Source organism: Candidatus Eisenbacteria bacterium (genome assembly GCA_035712145.1).
Taxonomy (GTDB): domain Bacteria; phylum Eisenbacteria; class RBG-16-71-46; order RBG-16-71-46; family RBG-16-71-46; genus DASTBI01.
In genome coordinates this window covers 1-17,298 of sequence record DASTBI010000224.1, presented here as the reverse complement: position 1 = coordinate 17,298, position 17,298 = coordinate 1, and the positions used below count along the sequence as shown (strand labels likewise).

The 17,298-nt window shown below is 70.0% G+C and carries 16 protein-coding genes; 14 read left to right on the top strand and 2 right to left on the bottom strand.

Going from position 1 to position 17,298, the window contains the following annotated elements:
• Positions 1-7 precede the first annotated feature (7 nt).
• The 14 genes from VFQ05_16060 (at position 8) to msrB (ending at position 15,397) form a co-directional block, all read left to right on the top strand.
• Positions 8-1,648: a FlgD immunoglobulin-like domain containing protein gene (locus VFQ05_16060; protein ID HET9328282.1), complete on the top strand. Its 1,641-nt coding sequence runs from the start codon at positions 8-10 to the stop codon at positions 1,646-1,648.
• A 2-nt stretch (positions 1,649-1,650) separates the two neighbouring features.
• The gene (locus tag VFQ05_16055) at positions 1,651-2,238 is read left to right on the top strand and encodes a hypothetical protein (protein HET9328281.1); all 588 of its coding nucleotides are present in this window, start codon (positions 1,651-1,653) and stop codon (positions 2,236-2,238) included.
• Between the two features lie 2 nt (positions 2,239-2,240).
• Positions 2,241-2,921, top strand: a complete 681-nt coding sequence (locus tag VFQ05_16050; GenBank protein ID HET9328280.1) for a hypothetical protein — start codon at positions 2,241-2,243, stop codon at positions 2,919-2,921.
• Entirely contained in the window at positions 2,918-3,871 is a 954-nt protein-coding gene (locus tag VFQ05_16045) for an outer membrane beta-barrel domain-containing protein (protein ID HET9328279.1), read from the top strand. The genes VFQ05_16050 and VFQ05_16045 overlap by 4 nt, the downstream gene beginning before the upstream one ends.
• Before the next feature lie 9 nt (positions 3,872-3,880).
• A complete protein-coding gene (locus VFQ05_16040) occupies positions 3,881-4,468 on the top strand; it encodes a hypothetical protein (protein ID HET9328278.1) in 588 nt (195 codons plus the stop codon).
• Positions 4,469-4,471: 3 nt separating this feature from the next.
• Entirely contained in the window at positions 4,472-5,332 is an 861-nt protein-coding gene (locus VFQ05_16035) for a hypothetical protein (protein HET9328277.1), read from the top strand.
• Between the two features lie 11 nt (positions 5,333-5,343).
• The gene (locus VFQ05_16030) at positions 5,344-10,425 is read left to right on the top strand and encodes a tetratricopeptide repeat protein (protein ID HET9328276.1); all 5,082 of its coding nucleotides are present in this window, start codon (positions 5,344-5,346) and stop codon (positions 10,423-10,425) included.
• Complete coding sequence (locus tag VFQ05_16025; protein ID HET9328275.1) at positions 10,422-11,342, top strand: hypothetical protein; 921 nt, start codon at positions 10,422-10,424, stop codon at positions 11,340-11,342. Before VFQ05_16030 ends, VFQ05_16025 begins: the two co-directional genes overlap by 4 nt.
• A gap of 4 nt (positions 11,343-11,346) precedes the next feature.
• Complete coding sequence (locus tag VFQ05_16020) at positions 11,347-11,805, top strand: hypothetical protein (GenBank protein ID HET9328274.1); 459 nt, start codon at positions 11,347-11,349, stop codon at positions 11,803-11,805.
• Positions 11,802-12,533, top strand: coding sequence for a MotA/TolQ/ExbB proton channel family protein (locus tag VFQ05_16015; protein HET9328273.1), 732 nt, complete (start codon positions 11,802-11,804; stop codon positions 12,531-12,533). The genes VFQ05_16020 and VFQ05_16015 overlap by 4 nt, the downstream gene beginning before the upstream one ends.
• Positions 12,533-13,018: a biopolymer transporter ExbD gene (locus tag VFQ05_16010; protein ID HET9328272.1), complete on the top strand. Its 486-nt coding sequence runs from the start codon at positions 12,533-12,535 to the stop codon at positions 13,016-13,018. The genes VFQ05_16015 and VFQ05_16010 overlap by 1 nt, the downstream gene beginning before the upstream one ends.
• Position 13,019: 1 nt before the next feature.
• A complete protein-coding gene (locus VFQ05_16005) occupies positions 13,020-13,511 on the top strand; it encodes a biopolymer transporter ExbD (protein ID HET9328271.1) in 492 nt (163 codons plus the stop codon).
• An 11-nt stretch (positions 13,512-13,522) separates the two neighbouring features.
• Complete coding sequence (locus VFQ05_16000) at positions 13,523-14,671, top strand: AgmX/PglI C-terminal domain-containing protein (GenBank protein HET9328270.1); 1,149 nt, start codon at positions 13,523-13,525, stop codon at positions 14,669-14,671.
• 186 nt (positions 14,672-14,857) lie between these two features.
• Positions 14,858-15,397: a peptide-methionine (R)-S-oxide reductase MsrB gene (gene msrB, locus VFQ05_15995; GenBank protein HET9328269.1), complete on the top strand. Its 540-nt coding sequence runs from the start codon at positions 14,858-14,860 to the stop codon at positions 15,395-15,397.
• Here msrB and VFQ05_15990 read toward each other — a convergent pair.
• Together VFQ05_15990 and VFQ05_15985 are read right to left on the bottom strand one after the other, a co-directional pair.
• Positions 15,360-16,352 carry a pyridoxal-phosphate dependent enzyme gene (locus tag VFQ05_15990; GenBank protein ID HET9328268.1) on the bottom strand — a complete coding sequence of 331 codons (993 nt, stop codon included), beginning with the start codon at positions 16,350-16,352 and terminating at the stop codon, positions 15,360-15,362. The two genes, msrB and VFQ05_15990, sit on opposite strands and share 38 nt — an antisense overlap.
• Positions 16,339-17,298 (bottom strand): ornithine cyclodeaminase family protein (locus tag VFQ05_15985; protein ID HET9328267.1); only part of this gene is annotated, 960 nt, incomplete at its 5' end. The genes VFQ05_15990 and VFQ05_15985, both read right to left, overlap by 14 nt.

Sequence of the window (17,298 nt, the reverse complement as noted above, 5' to 3'; positions counted from 1 at the left end):
GCCTGACGTGCGACGATCGTTGCCATTGATGCTCGGCATGCTGCTCGCGGCGGCCACGCCGCTGCTGGCCGGCACTTTCGACAGGTCCCGCATCGCGCCGGACCTTGGTCTGGACGCTCTGACCCGGAGCGTCGCCCGTGATCAGGTGGGACGCGATCTGTTCTCGAACCCCTACTCGGCGGTCACGCTCGGCACCGTGGACGTCTACGACGCCTTTCCCTACGTCGAGACCCGCACTTTCGCCATCGTCTCCGATCCCGCGTGGAACCGGCTGGTGTTCGGTGAGCCTGGCAAGACGTTGAGGGCCTTCGACGGCGCTCAGTCCGCGCTGGGTCGGCTGCGCCAGCCGCGCGGCCTGGCGGCCGACGAAGCCGGCCGCGTGTACGTGGCGGACGCCGGCAACGACCGGATCGTGGTGCTGCAGGCGCGCACCGAGTTCGATCAGATCACGCTGACGCCGCTCTACGAGATTCGCGGCCTTCATGCTCCGAACGGCGTGGCGTACTCGGACGGCGGAACGCCGTTCAAGCCCGGGGACGACGTGCTGTACGTGGCCGACAGCGGCCGCAACCGGGTGGCGTCGTTCACCCTGGGGTCGCAGGGGGCGCAGCTCTCCGCCACGGTGGGCGAGCTCGGCAGCGGCCGCGGGCGCTTCGCCGGTCCCATGGCCATCGCCGTCGGTCGCTCGCAGGGCGCGAGCACGCGTGAGGTGTACGTGGCCGACGCGCACACGCGACGCATCGTCCACCTTCGCGACCAGGGCGCGAGCCTCCAGTGGATCGGCGAAGTCACCCAGGACGCCGACGTGGTCACCGCGCTGTCGACCGATCAGTGGGGCAACCTCTACGCGTCGGCGCCGCAGCAAGGCGTCGTGCGCAAATTCGGCCCCAGCCTCACCGCGGTGGCCGAGCTGCGCTCCGACGTGTCGCGCCCGCGCAGCTTCCACGTGCCGTTCGTGACGGTGCGCGATCACCGTGCCGGCACCGTGACTCGCGTGGGACAGCCCAGCGGATTCTCCGTCGACCAGTGGGCCGGGAACAGCGGCATGCGTCAGTGGAGCCTCGGCCTCGACCTATCGCAGCTCGCCATGGTCGGGGGCGCGCCACCCGCGGCCCGCTTCACGCTCACCGATCAGGCGAACGTGACGCTCGAGCTCCTGGATGCCGGCGGCCAGTCGATCCTGCGCCGCACGGCGGGCGTCCTGCCGGCAGGCATCCATACGCTGCCGCTGCGGGACGAGGATCTCCGAGCCGCATCCGGCGCCGGCGAGGTCATGGTGCGGATCTCGGCGCGTTCAAGCTATCCCGATGGTCCTTCGGCGAGCGCGTACACGCGGCTGTCGCTTGGCGGGGCCGCGGTGGCGCCCTCGTCGACCCGGCTGCTCGGCAACTCGCCGAACCCGGTACGCCCGTGGACGCGGATCTCGCTGGTGCTGGCAGCGGGCGAGCGCGGCGCGGTCACGCTGCGTATCTACGACGCCGGCGGCCGGCTGGTGCGCACGTTCGCGAATCGCTTCTCCCCCGGCCTCAACGAGGTGATGTGGAACGGGACGGACGACCAGGGCCGAAGCCTTCCGGCCGGCGTCTACCTGTCGCGCCTCAACGTCGGCAAGCAGGAGTTCAACCACAAGATGGTGCTGGTGCGCTGACCATGAGCCCCCGCGCCGGTCTCCACGCCATCGTTGCCAGGATCGGGCGCGCCGTGCCCCTCGTGCTCGGCGCGTGGCTGCTCGCCGGCTGCTTCGACGAGCCCGAGATCGAGGATCGCTGGACGCGCGTGGACGTGGTGGCCTCGAGCGTCGCTCCGTTCCAGAACTTCTCCGCCGGATCGGCGGAATCCATCACCGTCCGCGCGAAGATCACGTTCCGGCGCATCCTTACCGGCTACGCGGTGGTGGAGCTGCGGGCCAGCACCATTCCAGCCTCGGCCGTAGCGCTCCATCCCGACGCGCCGCGAGTGCCGATGGCCGGCGACATCGACAACATCCTCGCCAACTCGGTGTCGTGCGGACGCGCGACGCGAGCGGTCACGGGCTGGGACCATCTCATTCAGACCGTGAATCTGGGCTTCACGGGCCAGGTGCCGGCCACGGCCAGCGGGCTGTTCCTGATCGGCTACCTCGCCGATGGCGACGAGATCGAGCTCTCGAACGGCGCCGATTCGCTGGTGATCACGCCCTATGCCTCCACCCCCTACGAGATCCTGCCGGTCGGCATGGAGCTCGGGATCGTTCCCTGAGCATGCGCGTCTCCCCGGGCATCGAGCGCCGCGCCGGACGGTGGGCGGTCTGCGCCGCGGCCTTCTGGCTCACGGCCGGTGCTCCGCCGGCGGCGCGCGCGGAGACGCCCGGGCGCGTGTGGCTCGGCGCGGGAGTGCTGGCCGGTTCCACCCTGCTCGATCCGCGGTTCTCGAACTACCAATGGGACGTTCGCCCGCGCGCCGCGTGGGGCGGCGAAGTCATGGCCGGCCGCGGTCCGTGGGTGACGGGCCTTCGCGTGTGGCGCGCGACCTCGACCCAGTCGATCGACCAGCCCGGAGCGGAATCGGCGGATGTCGCGGTCACCACCGCCGAAGTGTTCGGGCAGCGGCGCGTGGCGGAATTCCTCGGCGCCGACCTGTTCGCAACCGCGAGCGCCGGCCGGCTGTGGCTCGGCTATCGCCCCGATCAGGTGACGATCACGCCATTCGGATCCTCACCGATCGTGGTCGACCTCGCCCCCATCCACGAGTGGACGGCTGGAGCGGGTCTGGCCCTGCGGCGGCCGTGGTCGGGCCCATGGAGCATGAGCTTCGCGGTCGACTACCAGCTGTTCGGACTGACGGCTTCGCACATGAACGGCAACGAGGTCGAAACCCATCGGGAGTCCCTGGGCGACTGGAGCGCGCGCCTGGGACTCGCCTGGAGCTCACGGCGCCCATGAGAGGGATCCTCATGATTCAGCCCGATCCGCCCCGCGGTCTCGCGCGGCGCCTGTGCAGCACGGTGTTCGCAGCCTGGGTCCTGACCGGAGCTCAAGCCTGGGGACAGGAGGCATCGACTCCGCAAACCGCGGCCCCCGACAGCCTGGTCGAGGCGACCGCGGCGCCCGATCCGGAGACTCCTCCTGCGTTCGAGCCCGCTTCGCCGGCGTCGCTGCCCGGCGGTCGTCTGCCGAGCACGCGCAAGGTCAAGCTCGATCACAGCGGACAGAACGTGATCCGCACCGGGCCCGGCAACGAGTTCGCCATCGCCGGCGTCTATCGCAAGGGGGCGTCCTTCGAGGTCATCGCCAAGAGCGGCGACTGGTACAACGTCAAGCTCACGAGCAGCGAGACCGGATGGGTCCATTCCTCGCTGGTCAAGGAGTACGACGACCTCGCGGACCTCGAGTTCAAGCCCAATCCCAAGCTGTTCACCCGCACCGGCAGCTTCATTCTCACCGGCTACACCGGGGCCTACGCGTTCGATCGCAAGTCCAACTCGCTGGTCCTCGGCGGGCGCGTGGGCTACTACGTGTTCGATCGGATCCAGGCCGAAGGCGGCGTGGGCTGGACGCGCGTCCATCGTCCCGCGGAGATCGTCGAATCGTTGTTCGATCTCTCGCTCGAGGCCGAGGACTTCGACATGCTGTTCTATCACCTCATCGTCACCTACGAGATCCTCCCCGGCCGCCAGATGGTCCCGTATCTCAGCGGCGGCGTCGGCTCGACGCTGATGCTCGGCCGCAGCGAGCCGAGCTTCAACATCGGCGCGGGCACCACGCTGTTCCTCTCCAAGCGAACCGCGATCCGCTGGGAGTTTCGCGACTACATCTTCCGCACCGGCGCCGACGACGAGCGCGCCTCGAACAACAACATCGAGTTCACCATCGGCACAGCCATGCTGTTCTAGGAGGCATCGATGCGCACCCGACAAGGACGACCGGTTCGATCGAAGGGCATGGCTCTGGCTGCCTTGAGCTACGTGCTCGGATTGCTGCTCGCCGCGCCCGTGCTGGCGCGCGACCCTGACCCGTTTCCGGCCCGCGGAGGGCTCGACGTGGCGCGGGCCGCGGCCAGCTCGTGGGCCCCGGACGCCGAGCTGATCTACGTGGAGAACGACGAGGCCGTGGCGGCCGACGGAACGTCGGAGCGCTGGGGCTACCTGTTCCACTCGAAGACGCTCGGCCAGGTGCGCGCCTATTCGATCCGCGGCGGCAAGATCGTAGTGGCCGAGACACTCGACATGAAGTTCGAGGCCCCGCCGCTCTCGACCGACTGGATCGACAGCGGCGCCGCGATCGAGGCCGGCGACCGGATCGCCGCCAGCGAGTTCAAGAAGACGGGCGGCGCTTCGCTGACCACGATGCTGCTGATGCGCGGCGCATTCCAGGACAAGGATCCCGACCAGACCACCTGGACGCTGATCTACACCTCGCCCCGGGCGCCTTCGCTGTTCGTCGTGGTCGACGCCAGCGCCGCCAAGGTGCGACGCACCTGGAGAGGATGACCCATGCGCGCCCTTCCTCGCTTCCGGTTCAAGACGTCGGTTCTGTCGGCTTTGGTCGTATGCGTGCTCGGCTCCTCATGGGCCTGGCGGTCGCCGGCCCGTGCCGGCGCTCCCGATCCGCCGCGCGCCATGCCGGTGAAGGTCGAGCGGGTCCGTCCGGAGCGCGAGAAGCTCTCGACGCTGCGGTTCTTCCGCGCCAACCGCGACTTCATTCGGGCCCGTTACGACGAGCTGATCGCAAAGCCGGCGGGCCGCCGCTCCGCCTCGGACGAGATCGATCCGCGCTTCCTCAACTATGCCGATCTCCTGAACCAGGTCGATGCCGCCCATGACACCGCGGGCCGCGCCGAGGACGAGCGCTCGCGCCGCCACCTGCTCGAGAGCATCGCGAGCCTCGGATCGCTGGAGTCGGAGCTCGATCGCATCGAACGGCAGCTCGCCGCGCAGCGCACGCGGCTGGCTCTGCTCGAGGACGACTTCACCGGTCGGCAGCGCACGACGTTGCTGGTCGTCGTCCAGGGCTTCCCCACGGCGGCCTCGGTCGACGAAATCGGCATCACGATCGATGACGGCGAAACCCTGCGTGTGCCCCTCACCGGGCCGCAGCAGGAGTCGCTGCGCACCGGCGGGCTGCTCGAGATCTTCCATGGCGCGGTCGAGCCGCGCGATCAGGTGATCGAGGTCGCGCTGTTCGGCTCGGCATGGCCAACCGGCAACTCCGGCTACATGACGCTCGATCCGCTCCGTGATCAGCTCACGTTCCTGAAGCTCGATCTGTCCGCTGTGCAACCGGCTCAGGGAGGAGCGAGCGTCCAGGCGAGCACCTGGCTCCACGAGGCTCCCGCCCAGCCCATCGACGGGTGAGGACCCGCGTCGTGCGATCCCACCCTGCCGGCCTGATCGGGCTGCTCGCCGCGTGTCTGGCCGCCGCGTCGCCGGCGTCGAGCCACGCCGCGACGGACTCCACGCTTGGCGGACCCCCGCTCACGATGCGCAGCGGCACGATGAGCTGGGAAAACCTCTGCCTCGGCCGCGCGGCGATGGAGCAGAGCCTCGGGAACACCCCGGGCGTGATCCGCCACCTGGAGGGCATCGACTTCACGAACCCGTCGCCTTCGTTCACCGAGGTCGATCGCGCCGCGTTCCTCCTCGGACAGGCCTATCTGCGCGCGGGGAGCGCTGCACGCTTCGCCACGCTCGCGCGCGCCGTGGCGGCCTGGGAGAAATCGACGGCGTACACGCAATGGCTCGCGCTCGAGCTGCGGATCGCCGAGGCCGCGGGTTCGGTGACGGTGGTCGCTCCCGCTCCGGACACCACCGAGCTCCAGACCCAGGTCGATCCCGGAGCGCTCGTGCCCGGCGCCGACGCCGAGAGCATCCGCCGCATCGGATTCGGCGCCGCGGATGCGCTGGCGGCGAGCCTGCTGCTTCGTGATGGTGACGTCGAGGGCGCGCGTCGCCTGCTGTCAGGAGCCGAAGCAGGAACGCCCGAGAGCGCGCTGGAGGCTTGTCTGGAAGCCCTGGCCGGCGAGCGCGCGGGACAGGACACCGAAGCCGCGCTGGCGCGGATGTCGGCGGCCGACACCACCAGCGCACTGGGGCGAGATCTCGCCGGGCTCGCCTTGATCCGGCGCGCGGCGCGCGCCGCCGCCCGCTCCGAAGATCCGCGTCCTTTGCTCGCCGCGGTGCCGCGCGGCAGCCGCTACGAAGCGCGTGCCCTCCACATGGCGTGGCTGGCGGGGCTGGAACGCGGCGACCTCGCGGCGGAAGCGCGACTCGATTCGCTCGGCGCCGATTCCACCTACGAGAGCCGGCGCGAAATCCTGATGGCGCTGGCCGGGCGCGCGCTCGAGAACGGGCAATGGCAGGCCGCGCATCGACGCTATGCCGCCATCGACCGCGACTGGTCACTTCACCGCGAAGCGCTGCGCGGCGCGCTGGAGAGCGATCGCGCGGACTCGTTGTGGGCACAGTGGCAATCGAGCGGGGAAGGCCAGGAGGCGCTCCTCCTCGATGCGCTTCCGGCCCGCAGGCAGGCCGAGCAGATCGCGCGCGCGTCCGCGAACCTCGGCGTCCGTGCGGAATCGCCCCCTCCCACGCTGATCGCGCCGCCCACGGCGTCGCGTCCGCGCTGGCCGCTGCCCCCGCCATCCGCCGAGGAGTGGCGGTCGGTGTCCGCCGCTCGCTCCCGGGCCGCGGAAGCGGCGGAAGACGTGCGGCGCGCCGATCAGGAGACGATCGCGGAGCGTGCGCGGCTCGAGGATCTGCGCCGCTATCTGGGGATGGGTCTCGAGCGGCAGCGGCTCGAGCACGCATCGATCCGAGCACTTGCCGCTCGTCTCGATTCGCTGGCCGCCATGCTGCTCGGGATCGACGCGCGGATCAAGGCGGTGCGCGACGAGACCCAGCGGCGCGTGGCCCAGCGCTCGGCGCAGCTCCTCGAGCTCGCCCGCATCCAGAGGACCTGGGTGCTGGCGCTGCGTCATTTCCACATCGAAGGCCCGAACCAGCCGTGGGAATCGCTGGCGCCGTACGGGTATCCGAGCACCGACAGCCTCACGCGCGAGGAGCGGCGGCTCAACGAGAGGCTCCAGGCGCTCACCGAGCGGCTCTCTGCCGAGACCCCGGACCTGCTCGACCGTTCCTACCAGCACGCGTGGCGGCCGAACGTGATCGATCGCGGGATCACCAACCGTGAGGAGGCGCACCGCCTGCTGGCGTGGGCGGTGAGGCTGCAGCCCGCGATCGCGAAGACGATCGACTCCGCGATGACCAGCCCGGCGTTGCTGGCGCTGCAGCGCGACGCCGCGCGCCGGGCGGTGACCCGCGATTCCCTGCAGAAGATCGAGCGCGCGCTGGCGAAGGCCGTGGCTCGCTCCGCGGTCGAGCGCGCGCTGGCGACTCTCGAGAGCGAGCGCGAGGGCATCGACTACGGGCTCGCGGTCGCCGCGTACGCCGCCAGCGTGCGGCTCGCCGCCGCGGACAGCAGCGCTTCCGATTCGGCGCGGACGGCGTCGGGCGCCACGGCCGCGGCCGACAGCGCGCACCGGGGCCTTCAGGAAGAAGCCGACGATCCCGAGAGCGCCGCATGGCGCGCGCAGGCGATCGCTTCGCTGCAGACCTTCCTCGAGCGTCACCGCGGCTCCGCGGCGCGGGGCGAGATGCGCTTCCGCCTCGCCGACCTGCTGCTGGTCGATGCCCGCCAGAACTTCCGGGCCCGCATGGCCGACTTCCTCGCGCGTCAGGAGTCAGGCGCCGCGACGGGTGCTCTGCCGGTGATGGATCCCACGCCCGCGCTGCGCCTCTACCGCGCCATCCTCGCGGAGGACCCGGGCTTCGAGCGCCGTGACGCGGTGCTGTTCAACGCCGCGATGCTGCTCGCCGACCAGGGCGACCCCGAAGCGGGCAAATTCTTCGCCCAGCTGGTGCGCGACGATCCAGGCTCGAGCTACGCGCAGGAGTCCTATCTGCGCATGGGCGACCTGGCCTTCAACGAGAAGCGCTTCAGCGAGTGCGTTCCGCTCTACCAGCAGGCGGCGGCCGGCAGCGACATCAGTCTGAAGGCCATCGCGCTCTACAAGCTGGGCTGGGCCCACTTCAACGCCGAGCGGCTCGACGATGCCGCCGGCGCGTTTCGCGCCGTGCTCGATGTCTACGAGTCGAAGCGTGAGCTGAAGATCAACGTGGACATCGAAGGCGAAGCCGAGTCGTATCTGGTTCACTCGCTGGCTCGCGCGGGCGGGGCCAAGGCCTTTGGACGCCACTTCGACGCTTCCGGAGGAAGGCCCTACGAGCGGCGCGTCCTGCGCGACCTGGCGCATCACTTCCGGCGCTACAGCCTGTACGGCGAAGCGGCGGAGGTCGAGCAGCTCTACATCGAGCGCTATCCGCTCGAGCCGGAAGCCCTGGCCAGCGCGCAGCGCCTTCCCGAGACCTACGAGCGGTGGGACCACGCCGACCTGGCGCGCAAGTCGCGCCTCGAATTCGCGCCGCGCTTCGCGCCCGGCAGCGAGTGGCACAAGGCCCAGAGCTCGGACTCCGTGAAGGCGGCCGGCGCCTCGTTCGCACGCTCGGCATGGCTCTCGGTCGCGCTCGAGCACCATCGCGCGGCGCGGCAGAAGGATGCTCGCGAGGACTGGAGCGAGGCGCTCCGCCTCTATCGCACCCTGCTCGATCACTGGCCCCAGGACTCGATGGCCGCCAGCTACCGTCTCGTCGCCGGAGAAGCCAGCCAGCATCTGGGTGATTTCCGGGGAGCGCTCGAGTACTACGGCCAGGCGGCGGGAGGACCGGACAGTGTCGCGCGGCAGGCCGTGTTCCAGCGCGTGGCGGTGACCGACGCCTGGTACGAGAGCACGCGAGGCGCCGGTGCTTCCGGGCGCGACTCGCTGGCCAAGGCGGTGCTGTCCGCAGGTGACGAGATGCTGACCCGCTATCCGGACCACGCCGCCGCGACCGACGTCTCGTGGCGTCTCGGCAACCTGGCCTTCGCGCACGGATGGTATGAGCGCGCGACGCAGGACTTCGAGCGGATGGTGACGAAGCGTCCGGGTGACTCGCGCGCCCCGACCGCGGCGGCGTTGCGTGCCGACGCGCTCTTCCACATGAAAGACTTCGAGAAGGCCGGCGCGGCGTTCGAGGTCGCTCAAAAGATCGCCCACGAAGCCGGCCGCGACTCGCTCGAGAAGCGCGCCGCCGCCGCCATCCCGGTCTGCTACTTCCGCGCGGCCGAGGCCTTGGCCGCGTCGGACTCCACGGCCTACGGGAAGCAGGCCGCGCTCTTCGAGCAGGTCGCTGGACGCTGGCCGAAGTTCGAGCACGCGCACGTCGCGCAGTACCGCGCCGGTCTCGCGTGGCTGGAAGCCGGGAAGACCCGGGAAGGCGTGAAGGCCATGGAAGCGCTGATCCAGAACTTCCCGAGAAGCGAATACGTGAAGGACGCGCACCTCCAGGTCGCGAAGGCGTGGGAGTCCGACAAGCACCCGGTCGAGGCGGCCGACGCCTATATCGGCTTCGCGCGCGCCTTCCCGAAAGACTCGAGCGCCGCGGCGGCGTGGCTCAAATCCGCGGATCTGCTCCAGGGCGCGGGACAGCAGGGACGCGCCGACGATCTGCGGCTCTCCTACGTGAAGAGCCACCCCGGGGACGTGGAGACGGCGATGGAGGTCTTCGAAGGATTGGCGCGCCGCGACCTGACGAAGGTCGGTCCCGAGCGGCCGATCTCCATGCTGCTGGATCCGGAGACGCCCGCGGCGACGAAGAAGGCTCAGAGCCGGCCGAAGAAGGCCCAGGCCAGGACGGCGGCTCCGGACACCGCGAAGGCCCGCTCCTATCTCGCCGAGTATCTGCGCCGGGGCAAGGCCCATCCGCGGTTGCTCTCCCAGGACGTCGTGGCCCAGGTGCGCTATCTGCAGGGCGAGGAGGCGCGGACGACGTATCTGGCGGCGCGCCTCACGCAGCCGCTCGAGAAATCGATCCCCACCAAGCAGAAGCTCCTCGACAGCACGCTGGCCCGTTACCGCGCCAGCGTGGATATCGGCGGCTCGGAGTGGTCCAGCGCCTCGGCCTACCGGATCGGCGAGGCCCTCGTGGCCTTCGGTGAAGCCCTGGAGAAGAGCGAGCGACCGGCCGATCTAAAGGGGGATGACCTCCTGGCTTACGAGGACGTGATCCTGGAGCAGAGCCAGCCCTTCTACGACCGCGGCGAGGAGGTCTGGACCGACCTGCTGCGGGAGCGCGGGAAGGAAGAGAAAGTCGATCCGTGGGTGACACAGGCCCGTGACGCGCTGTGGAAGCGCCTCGGGAGCCGATTCTATTTCCGGCCGGAAGCCGAGTTCCCGGCGATCGCCGGCACGGCGCCCGAGCCGATTCGCGAGAAGCCCGCGCGGAAGGCGGCGGCGGCCGATTCGGGGAAGAAGAGCACGGTGCACGCGCAGCGAGAGGAGCAGGAGCCATGAGCCGAGCGCCGATCACGATCGGACCGTGCGGAAGGCGTCGCCTGGGAGCGGCGGCGTTGGTCTCCATGGCGCTCCTCAGCTCGTGCAGCACGAAGCTGTCGAAGCCCGGCGGCATCCATGAGCCAGGCGAGACCGCCAAGGTTACGAAGGCCGCGAAGGGGGACAAAGACGCGAACGCCGCGCCTTCGAAAGGTTCGCTCCAGGAAGCGCGCGAGCTGGCGGCGTTGCAGCCCGGCGAGTCCTACTGGCCTTTCCACGCCGCGGAGCTCTATGTGCGGGCGGACTCGCTGGCCCGCGCCGAGACGTGGCTCGACATCGCGCTGAGGCGCAACCCCGGCTACGCCCCGGCGCTGTCGCTCCTGTCGAGGATCTATTTCCAGTCGAACCGGCATCAGGAGGGCGTTCGTCTGCTCGAGATGGCGCGCAGCGAGCCCGCTCGCTTCCCGGACGGGTTTCCGGCCGAGCTCCTGGCGGCGCTGGCGCTCCACTACGACGCGCTCGGCCGGCGTGACGTCGCGGCGCAAGTCATGGCGGGGGTGCCCCGTTCGCGCGCGGGGTCGGTCGGCGTCTACCTGACGATGCGCGGCGACTCACCGGACTCGGCCAACGCTTCGGCAGAGGCGTGCGTGCGGGATCGTCCGAAGAGCGCGGCCAACCAGAACAACGCCGGCATCGCGCGGCTCCGCGCCGGCGATCCCGAGGGCGCGTCGAAGCTCTTCCTGCGCGCCATCGAGCTGGACCCGAAGCTGCCTGGTCCCTACTACAACCTCGCCATCCTCGAGCGGTTCTACCGGCTCGACGACGACGCGGCCGAGCGCTGGTATCGAAAGTACCGCGAGCGCGCGAGCGACGACCCCGACCGTCTGGCCCAGGTGTTCGAGAAGCCGGTGAGGCCGGTGGCCGAGAAGAAGGACTGAGCGCATGAACGCACGCACGTGGCTTCTCATGCTGTGGATGGTGAGCGGCGCCGTATCAGCGCCCGCCGCGCAGACCGAGGCGCCCTCGCCGGCGCGTCCCGTCGCCGCCAAGCCACCCGCGAAGACGGCGACCAAGCAGACGCCACGCAAGACATCGACAGCGACCCGGAAGCAGGCGCAGCCCAAGAGCGCCGCCACGGCGACGGAGAAGCCGGCCACGACCGCCGCCCGGAGCGCGAAGCGTGAAGGGACGCGAACGCTGCAGGACATCCACATCGAAGGCGAGATCCCAGTGCCTCAGGTGTTGTTCATCACCGCGCGCGATCAACGACGTTTCCTCGATTTCCAGCATCGCCGCTATCTCAGGACGAGCCAGCAGGTCGGTGAGCAAACGGCGCTCCCTTCGTGGATCGGAGTGACCGGTCAACAGCCGACGGACGCACGAAAGGAGAATCCGCGATGAATCAGCTCTCGACCATCGCCACCTTCTACAAGGAAGGCGGCATGTTCATGCACGCCGTGCTCGTGATCGCCGTCGTGATCGTGGCGATCGTTCTGGAGCGCGCCATCGTCATCAGCCGGGCGGCGTCGCTGAACGGGCGCAAGCTCACCGATGACCTGGTGCGCGCGGTCGGTCGCGGCGATCTCAACGGCGCCCATGGGCTGGCCGTCCGCTCCAAGGCTCCCGTGGCCCGGGTCGCCCAGGCGATGCTGCAGGCGAACGTGGCGGACGAGGAATATCTCCAGTACACGGCGGACAACGCCGCGACGCTCTGCCTGCCGGATCTGACCAAGCGCCTCCCCCACCTCGGCGTGCTGGCCAACTCGGCGACGCTGATCGGTCTGCTCGGAACCATCACCGGTCTGATCACGGCGATCTCGGGCGTCGGCGTGGCCGATGCCGCGCAGCGCTCCGCCTATCTGTCGGCCGGTATCTCGGAAGCGCTCCACACGACGGCCTTCGGCCTCATGGTCGCCATTCCCACGCTGATGATCCAGGGATGGCTCAACACGCGGGTCGAAGCCATCGCCCAGGACGTCGACGAAGTGAGCGTCCGGCTCAGCCAGGCCATGGCCCGGCTGGGCGCGTCCGGTCCGCCGCAGGTGACGCCGATCCAGCGGCCGCAGGCCTCGGGCGTCATGCCAGGCATCACGCGGACCGCCACGAGCATGCCGGGAGGCGCGCGGTAATGCGGGAGCGTCGCCAGAAGAGACGGCGCCACCGCGACAATGTGGTCGCGGAGATCGAGCTGATGCCGATGCTCAATGTCTTCATCTCGATCATTCCGCTGTTGCTGCTCTCGGCCGCCTTCGTGCCCGTGACCGTGATCAAGACCACGCTGCCGTCGGACCAGGCGGCGGTGGTCGAACCGCAGGACACGCCGCTCGAGCTGGCGATCCACATTCGTCCCGCGGCGTATCAGCTGGAGGTCAGCGGCTCGATCGTGCAGAGCATCGCTCGCCAGCCCCGGGGCGACGAGGCCGCGGCGACCAGGGCCCGCGAAGAGCTGGCCCAGGCGCTGCAGGGTCTCGCGTCCGCGCATCCGGACCACCGCGAGGTACGCATCGTCTCCCAGCCGCGGACGCGCTATGAAGAGATCGTCGAGGTGATGGACGTGGCTCGCTCTGCCGGACTGCCCGAGGCGTCACTGGCCGAAGGACTGGAGGGCTCCTGAGATGAGACATCGCCGTGGCGGCTGGCGAAGGAAGACCGAAGGCAGCGGAAGCGTCAACCTGATCTCGATGATGGACATCCTGACCGTGCTGCTCCTGTTCCTGCTCAAGAGCTATGTGGCGGGCGGCGAGGTCATGGTGCCGCCGGCCGGAATCAACCTGCCGAGCTCGAACGCGGACGCGCCGCCGCAGACGTCGCTGGTGGTCGCGATCGACGGCGACGAGATCCTGATCGGCAGCGAGCGGGTCACCACGCTGGCCCAGGCTCTGGGCGATCCCAACCTCGAGATCGCGCCTCTCACGGCGCATCTCCAGGCCCAGATCCAGCGCCAGGACGAGATCGCCCGCCTGCGCGGCGCAGAGCCGGTTCAGCACCGGGTCGCGACCATCCAGGGCGATCGCGACATCGAGTTCCGGGTTCTGCAGAAGGTCATGTACACGCTCGGCCAGAACGGGTACGAGAACATCTCTCTCGCGGTGCTCCAGAAATCCTGAGGACGACACTCATGGCCACCGTGATCTCAGACGCCTATCGCAGGCCGTTCTTCGGCGACGACAACGATCTGTTCCACCGCTGCCTGGTCGGCTCGGCGATCACCGGCGGGGTCTTCCTGATCGTGGTCCTGCTGGCGCCGATGCGCGCCCAGGTGGTCACTCGCATCGATCAGCTGCCGCCGCGCTTCGCCAAGCTGATCGTCGACAAGCCGAAGCCGATCTCTCCCCTGCCGGGTGAGCAGGGTTCGCGCGGCGCGCTCGACAAGAAGCCCGGGGCGCCCGGTCCGGTGGCTCCCGGTGAGCCCGGTCCCGCCGGTCCCGTGAACAAACCCGACCTTCCGTCGGGTCCCGCGGCCGCGGGTCCGAAGAACCTGCCCTCGGGACCGGCGGCGTCCGGCCCCGTGGGTCCCGGCTCGTCGAGCGGCGCCGTCGGCCGCGCACGCGCACAGGCCGTCGTCGCCTCGAGCCTTGCCGGCACCAGCACCGCGCTTTCCAAATCGCTCGCCGGACTGTCGACGTCGCTGCGCGCGGGCTCGAGCGCGCCCATCACGGCGCCCGGAGGCGGACGCCGCGCACGCGGCGTCCGCGCCGGCCGTTCGGGCGAACAGGTGGCTTCGGTCGGCAGCAGCCTCGGCGCGCCGTCCGGCTCCGCGGATCTCGGCGGCTCGACCGTCGGTGGATCCTGGGTGGCGATCGGCAGCCTCTCCAGTGTCGGCGGTGGTGGCGGCGGTGGCGGCGGTGGCGCGGGTGGTGGTGGCGGCGGTGGTGGTGGTGGCGCCGGCGGTGGCGGCGGTGGCGCGGGCGGCAGCACCGGAGGCTACGGCTATGGTGGCTCCGGCACCGGCGGAGGCGCGTCGGCGCCGGGGGTGTACCGCAGCAATGCCTCGCTGCTCGCCGTCATTCAGAAGTACGCGGCCGGCATCCAGTATTGCTATGGCAACGAGCTCAAGCGCACACCCGGCCTCAAGGGCAAGCTGGTGGTCGCGATCTCGGTGGCGGCATCGGGCATGGTGATCGAGGCCACCGTGGTGCAGAACACGGTCGGCTCCGAGCGACTGGCCTCGTGCGCGCTCTCGCAGATCCGCGATTGGAGATTCCCCGCGATCCCCGAAGGCGTGACCGCGTTCCAGACGCCTTTCGTCTTCACCCCGCCGGAGTGATACGCCTCCCCTCGACCGGCGGGATCTGCCGGAATCGACGCGCCCTGGAAAGTATCTAAAGGTCGCCGATTGCGCCGCCTGAATTGACAAGAGCACAATGCCGGGGCGGCATCCGCACGAACCCCATCCCCGTAATCAGGGCGCCGGAAGTCAGGACTCGGCGTTCCGTTCAAAGGACGGTCAGGCATGAGATGGGCCCTGTGGCTGGCGGTGGCTCTCCTGGTCTTGTTTCTGGCATCGCGATCCTCGACAGGACCTGCGATGGCCGCCTCGACGGCCACCTCCACGGCCGCGAAGAAAGGCACGGCGGGTAAGCCCGCCGCGAGCGACAAGATCGTGAAGATCAGCAAGACCGAAGACCAGTGGAAGAAGCAGCTGACGCCGGAGCAGTACCGGGTGCTGCGCGAGAGCGGCACCGAGCGAGCGTTCACCGGCAAGTTCTGGGACCACCACGCGTCGGGGATCTACCGCTGTGCGGGGTGCGGACTCGACTTGTTCGACTCGAAGACCAAGTTCGAGTCGGGCACCGGATGGCCGAGCTTCTGGACCGTGATCCAGGGACACGTCGAGGAGCACGCCGACCACACCCTCGGCATGCGGCGCGTGGAGGTGCTGTGCGCGCGTTGCGGCGGACATCTGGGACACGTGTTCGACGACGGCCCGCGGCCCACGGGACTTCGCTACTGCATCAACTCCGTGTCGCTGAGCTTCGAGCCGAAGAAGTAGGGATCGTCCCGGCGAGGATGCCGGCGAGCGTGGCGGTGTCGATGTTTCCCCCGGAAACCACGCACACGATCTTCCGAGCTTGGATTCTTCCCGTGCGGGCCGCCGCGACCGCCGCGGCGCCGGCGCCCTCGGCGACCACGCGCACGCGCTCGACCAGCAGCCGGATGGCCGCCGCGACCTCGGCCAGCGACACCACCTGGGATCCGGCGAGCAGATCGCGCGCCATGGGCCACATCTCGGCCAGCACGCCCTTGGCGCCGATGCCGTCCACGAAGCTCGGTGTGTACTCCACCGCGCGCGGCTCTCCCGCCGCCAGCGCGGCGGCAAAGGGCGCTGCCGTCTCCACCTCCGCCGCCCACACGCGCACGGAAGGCGCCAGCTCGCGCATCGCCGCCGCGATGCCGCAGCTCTGTCCGCCGCCGCCGTAGGGAACCACGATCGCTTCGACGTCGGGAAGATCCTCGAGGATCTCGAGCCCGACCGTGCCGTTGCCCGCGATGACCGCCGGGTCGCTCACGGGATGGATGAAGAGGCCATCGAGTCCAGGGTGACGACGCTCGACCATCGCCTTCCACCACAGGTCGAACGGCACTTTGGTGATCCTCCCTCCCAGGCGCTCGATCGCTTCGAGCTTGGTGCGTGGCGCGTGATCGGGGACCACCACGTCGCACGGCACCCCCATGAGGCGAGCGTTCCATGCCACGCCCTGGGCCATGTTTCCAGCGCTGGCCGTGACCACGCCCTTGGCGAGCGAGTCACGACTGGCCGAGCGCATCGCGTTGCAGGCGCCTCGGAGCTTGAAGGAGCCGATGGGCTGAAGACTCTCGAGCTTGAGCCAGATCTCTTCCGGACCCTCGTGAGGCAGCCGCACGAGCGGCGTGCGGAGCACGATGCCCTGGATCCTCTCGCGCGCCGCCAGGATGTCGGCGAGCGGCGGAGGCTCAAGCGGGCGCATCGTGCATCGCGCCCAGCGGCGCCACCATGCCGGCGCCTTGCGCGATGGCGCGGTCGAGCACGTGCTGCGCCGCCGCGAGGTCCTCGATCGCGATGCCGAGCGACTTGAAGAGCGTGATCTCGCGCGCCGAGCCGCGCCCCGGCGCCTTGCGGATCAGGACGTCGCCGAGCTCGCCCACGATGTGCTCCTCGCCGAAGGCGCCCTCCGCGATCGGGATCAGGATGTCTCCCGCCTCGGCCAGAGCCGATTCCCGGCGGTCGACGTAGAGACGGGAACGCAGCACGGCCGCCGTGTCCAGCTCACGCGACGTGGGGACGCATGCGCCCACGGCGTTGATGTGAGCGCCGGGCGCGATCCAGGCGCCTTCGAGCACCGGCTCGGACGACGCCGTCGTGGTGCAGACGAGGTTCGCACCTTCCACCGCCTCGCGCGCGCTGGGCGTGGCCTCGATGTCGATGTGCTGCCGCTCCGACTCGCGCTCGGCGAAGCGGCGGGCCCGCGCCGAATCGCGGCTCCACACGCGCACGCGACGAATCCCGCGCACCGCGCGCATCGCCTCGAGGTGCGTGGCCGCCTGGACGCCGCTGCCGAGGATCGCGAGGTCACCGGCATCCGGACGGGCGAGCAGCCGGGTGGCGACCCCGCTGACCCCGGCGGTGCGAATGGCGGTGATCGAGGCGGCGTCGATCACCGTCAGCACGCTGCCGACGCGAGGATCGAAGAGCAGCACCGCGCCCTGGTGGGAGTCGTACGGCGTGCCGTGATTGCCCGGAAAGAGGCTGACGATCTTGACCCCGAAGCGGGCGGGCGAGCCGAGGTAGCCCGGCATCAACCCGAGGCGCCCGCTGCGATCAGGAAGCGACACGACGTTCCGGAGCGGCAGCACCGCATCGCCGCGGGCCAGCGTCGCCAGCGCGTCCGCCATGACATCGACGCACTCGGCCAT

What these genes read in the sequence shown, in the direction of transcription:
- VFQ05_16055 (HET9328281.1), top strand. Translation starts at nt 1,651, where the DNA reads ATGAGCCCCCGCGCCGGTCTCCACGCCATCGTTGCCAGGATCGGGCGC.
- VFQ05_16050 (HET9328280.1), top strand. Translation starts at nt 2,241, where the DNA reads ATGCGCGTCTCCCCGGGCATCGAGCGCCGCGCCGGACGGTGGGCGGTC.
- VFQ05_16045 (HET9328279.1), top strand. Translation starts at nt 2,918, where the DNA reads ATGAGAGGGATCCTCATGATTCAGCCCGATCCGCCCCGCGGTCTCGCG.
- VFQ05_16040 (HET9328278.1), top strand. Translation starts at nt 3,881, where the DNA reads ATGCGCACCCGACAAGGACGACCGGTTCGATCGAAGGGCATGGCTCTG.
- VFQ05_16035 (HET9328277.1), top strand. Translation starts at nt 4,472, where the DNA reads ATGCGCGCCCTTCCTCGCTTCCGGTTCAAGACGTCGGTTCTGTCGGCT.
- VFQ05_16025 (HET9328275.1), top strand. Translation starts at nt 10,422, where the DNA reads ATGAGCCGAGCGCCGATCACGATCGGACCGTGCGGAAGGCGTCGCCTG.
- VFQ05_16020 (HET9328274.1), top strand. Translation starts at nt 11,347, where the DNA reads ATGAACGCACGCACGTGGCTTCTCATGCTGTGGATGGTGAGCGGCGCC.
- VFQ05_16015 (HET9328273.1), top strand. Translation starts at nt 11,802, where the DNA reads ATGAATCAGCTCTCGACCATCGCCACCTTCTACAAGGAAGGCGGCATG.
- VFQ05_16010 (HET9328272.1), top strand. Translation starts at nt 12,533, where the DNA reads ATGCGGGAGCGTCGCCAGAAGAGACGGCGCCACCGCGACAATGTGGTC.
- VFQ05_16005 (HET9328271.1), top strand. Translation starts at nt 13,020, where the DNA reads ATGAGACATCGCCGTGGCGGCTGGCGAAGGAAGACCGAAGGCAGCGGA.
- VFQ05_16000 (HET9328270.1), top strand. Translation starts at nt 13,523, where the DNA reads ATGGCCACCGTGATCTCAGACGCCTATCGCAGGCCGTTCTTCGGCGAC.
- msrB (HET9328269.1), top strand. Translation starts at nt 14,858, where the DNA reads ATGAGATGGGCCCTGTGGCTGGCGGTGGCTCTCCTGGTCTTGTTTCTG.
- VFQ05_15990 (HET9328268.1), bottom strand. Translation starts at nt 16,352, where the DNA reads ATGCGCCCGCTTGAGCCTCCGCCGCTCGCCGACATCCTGGCGGCGCGC.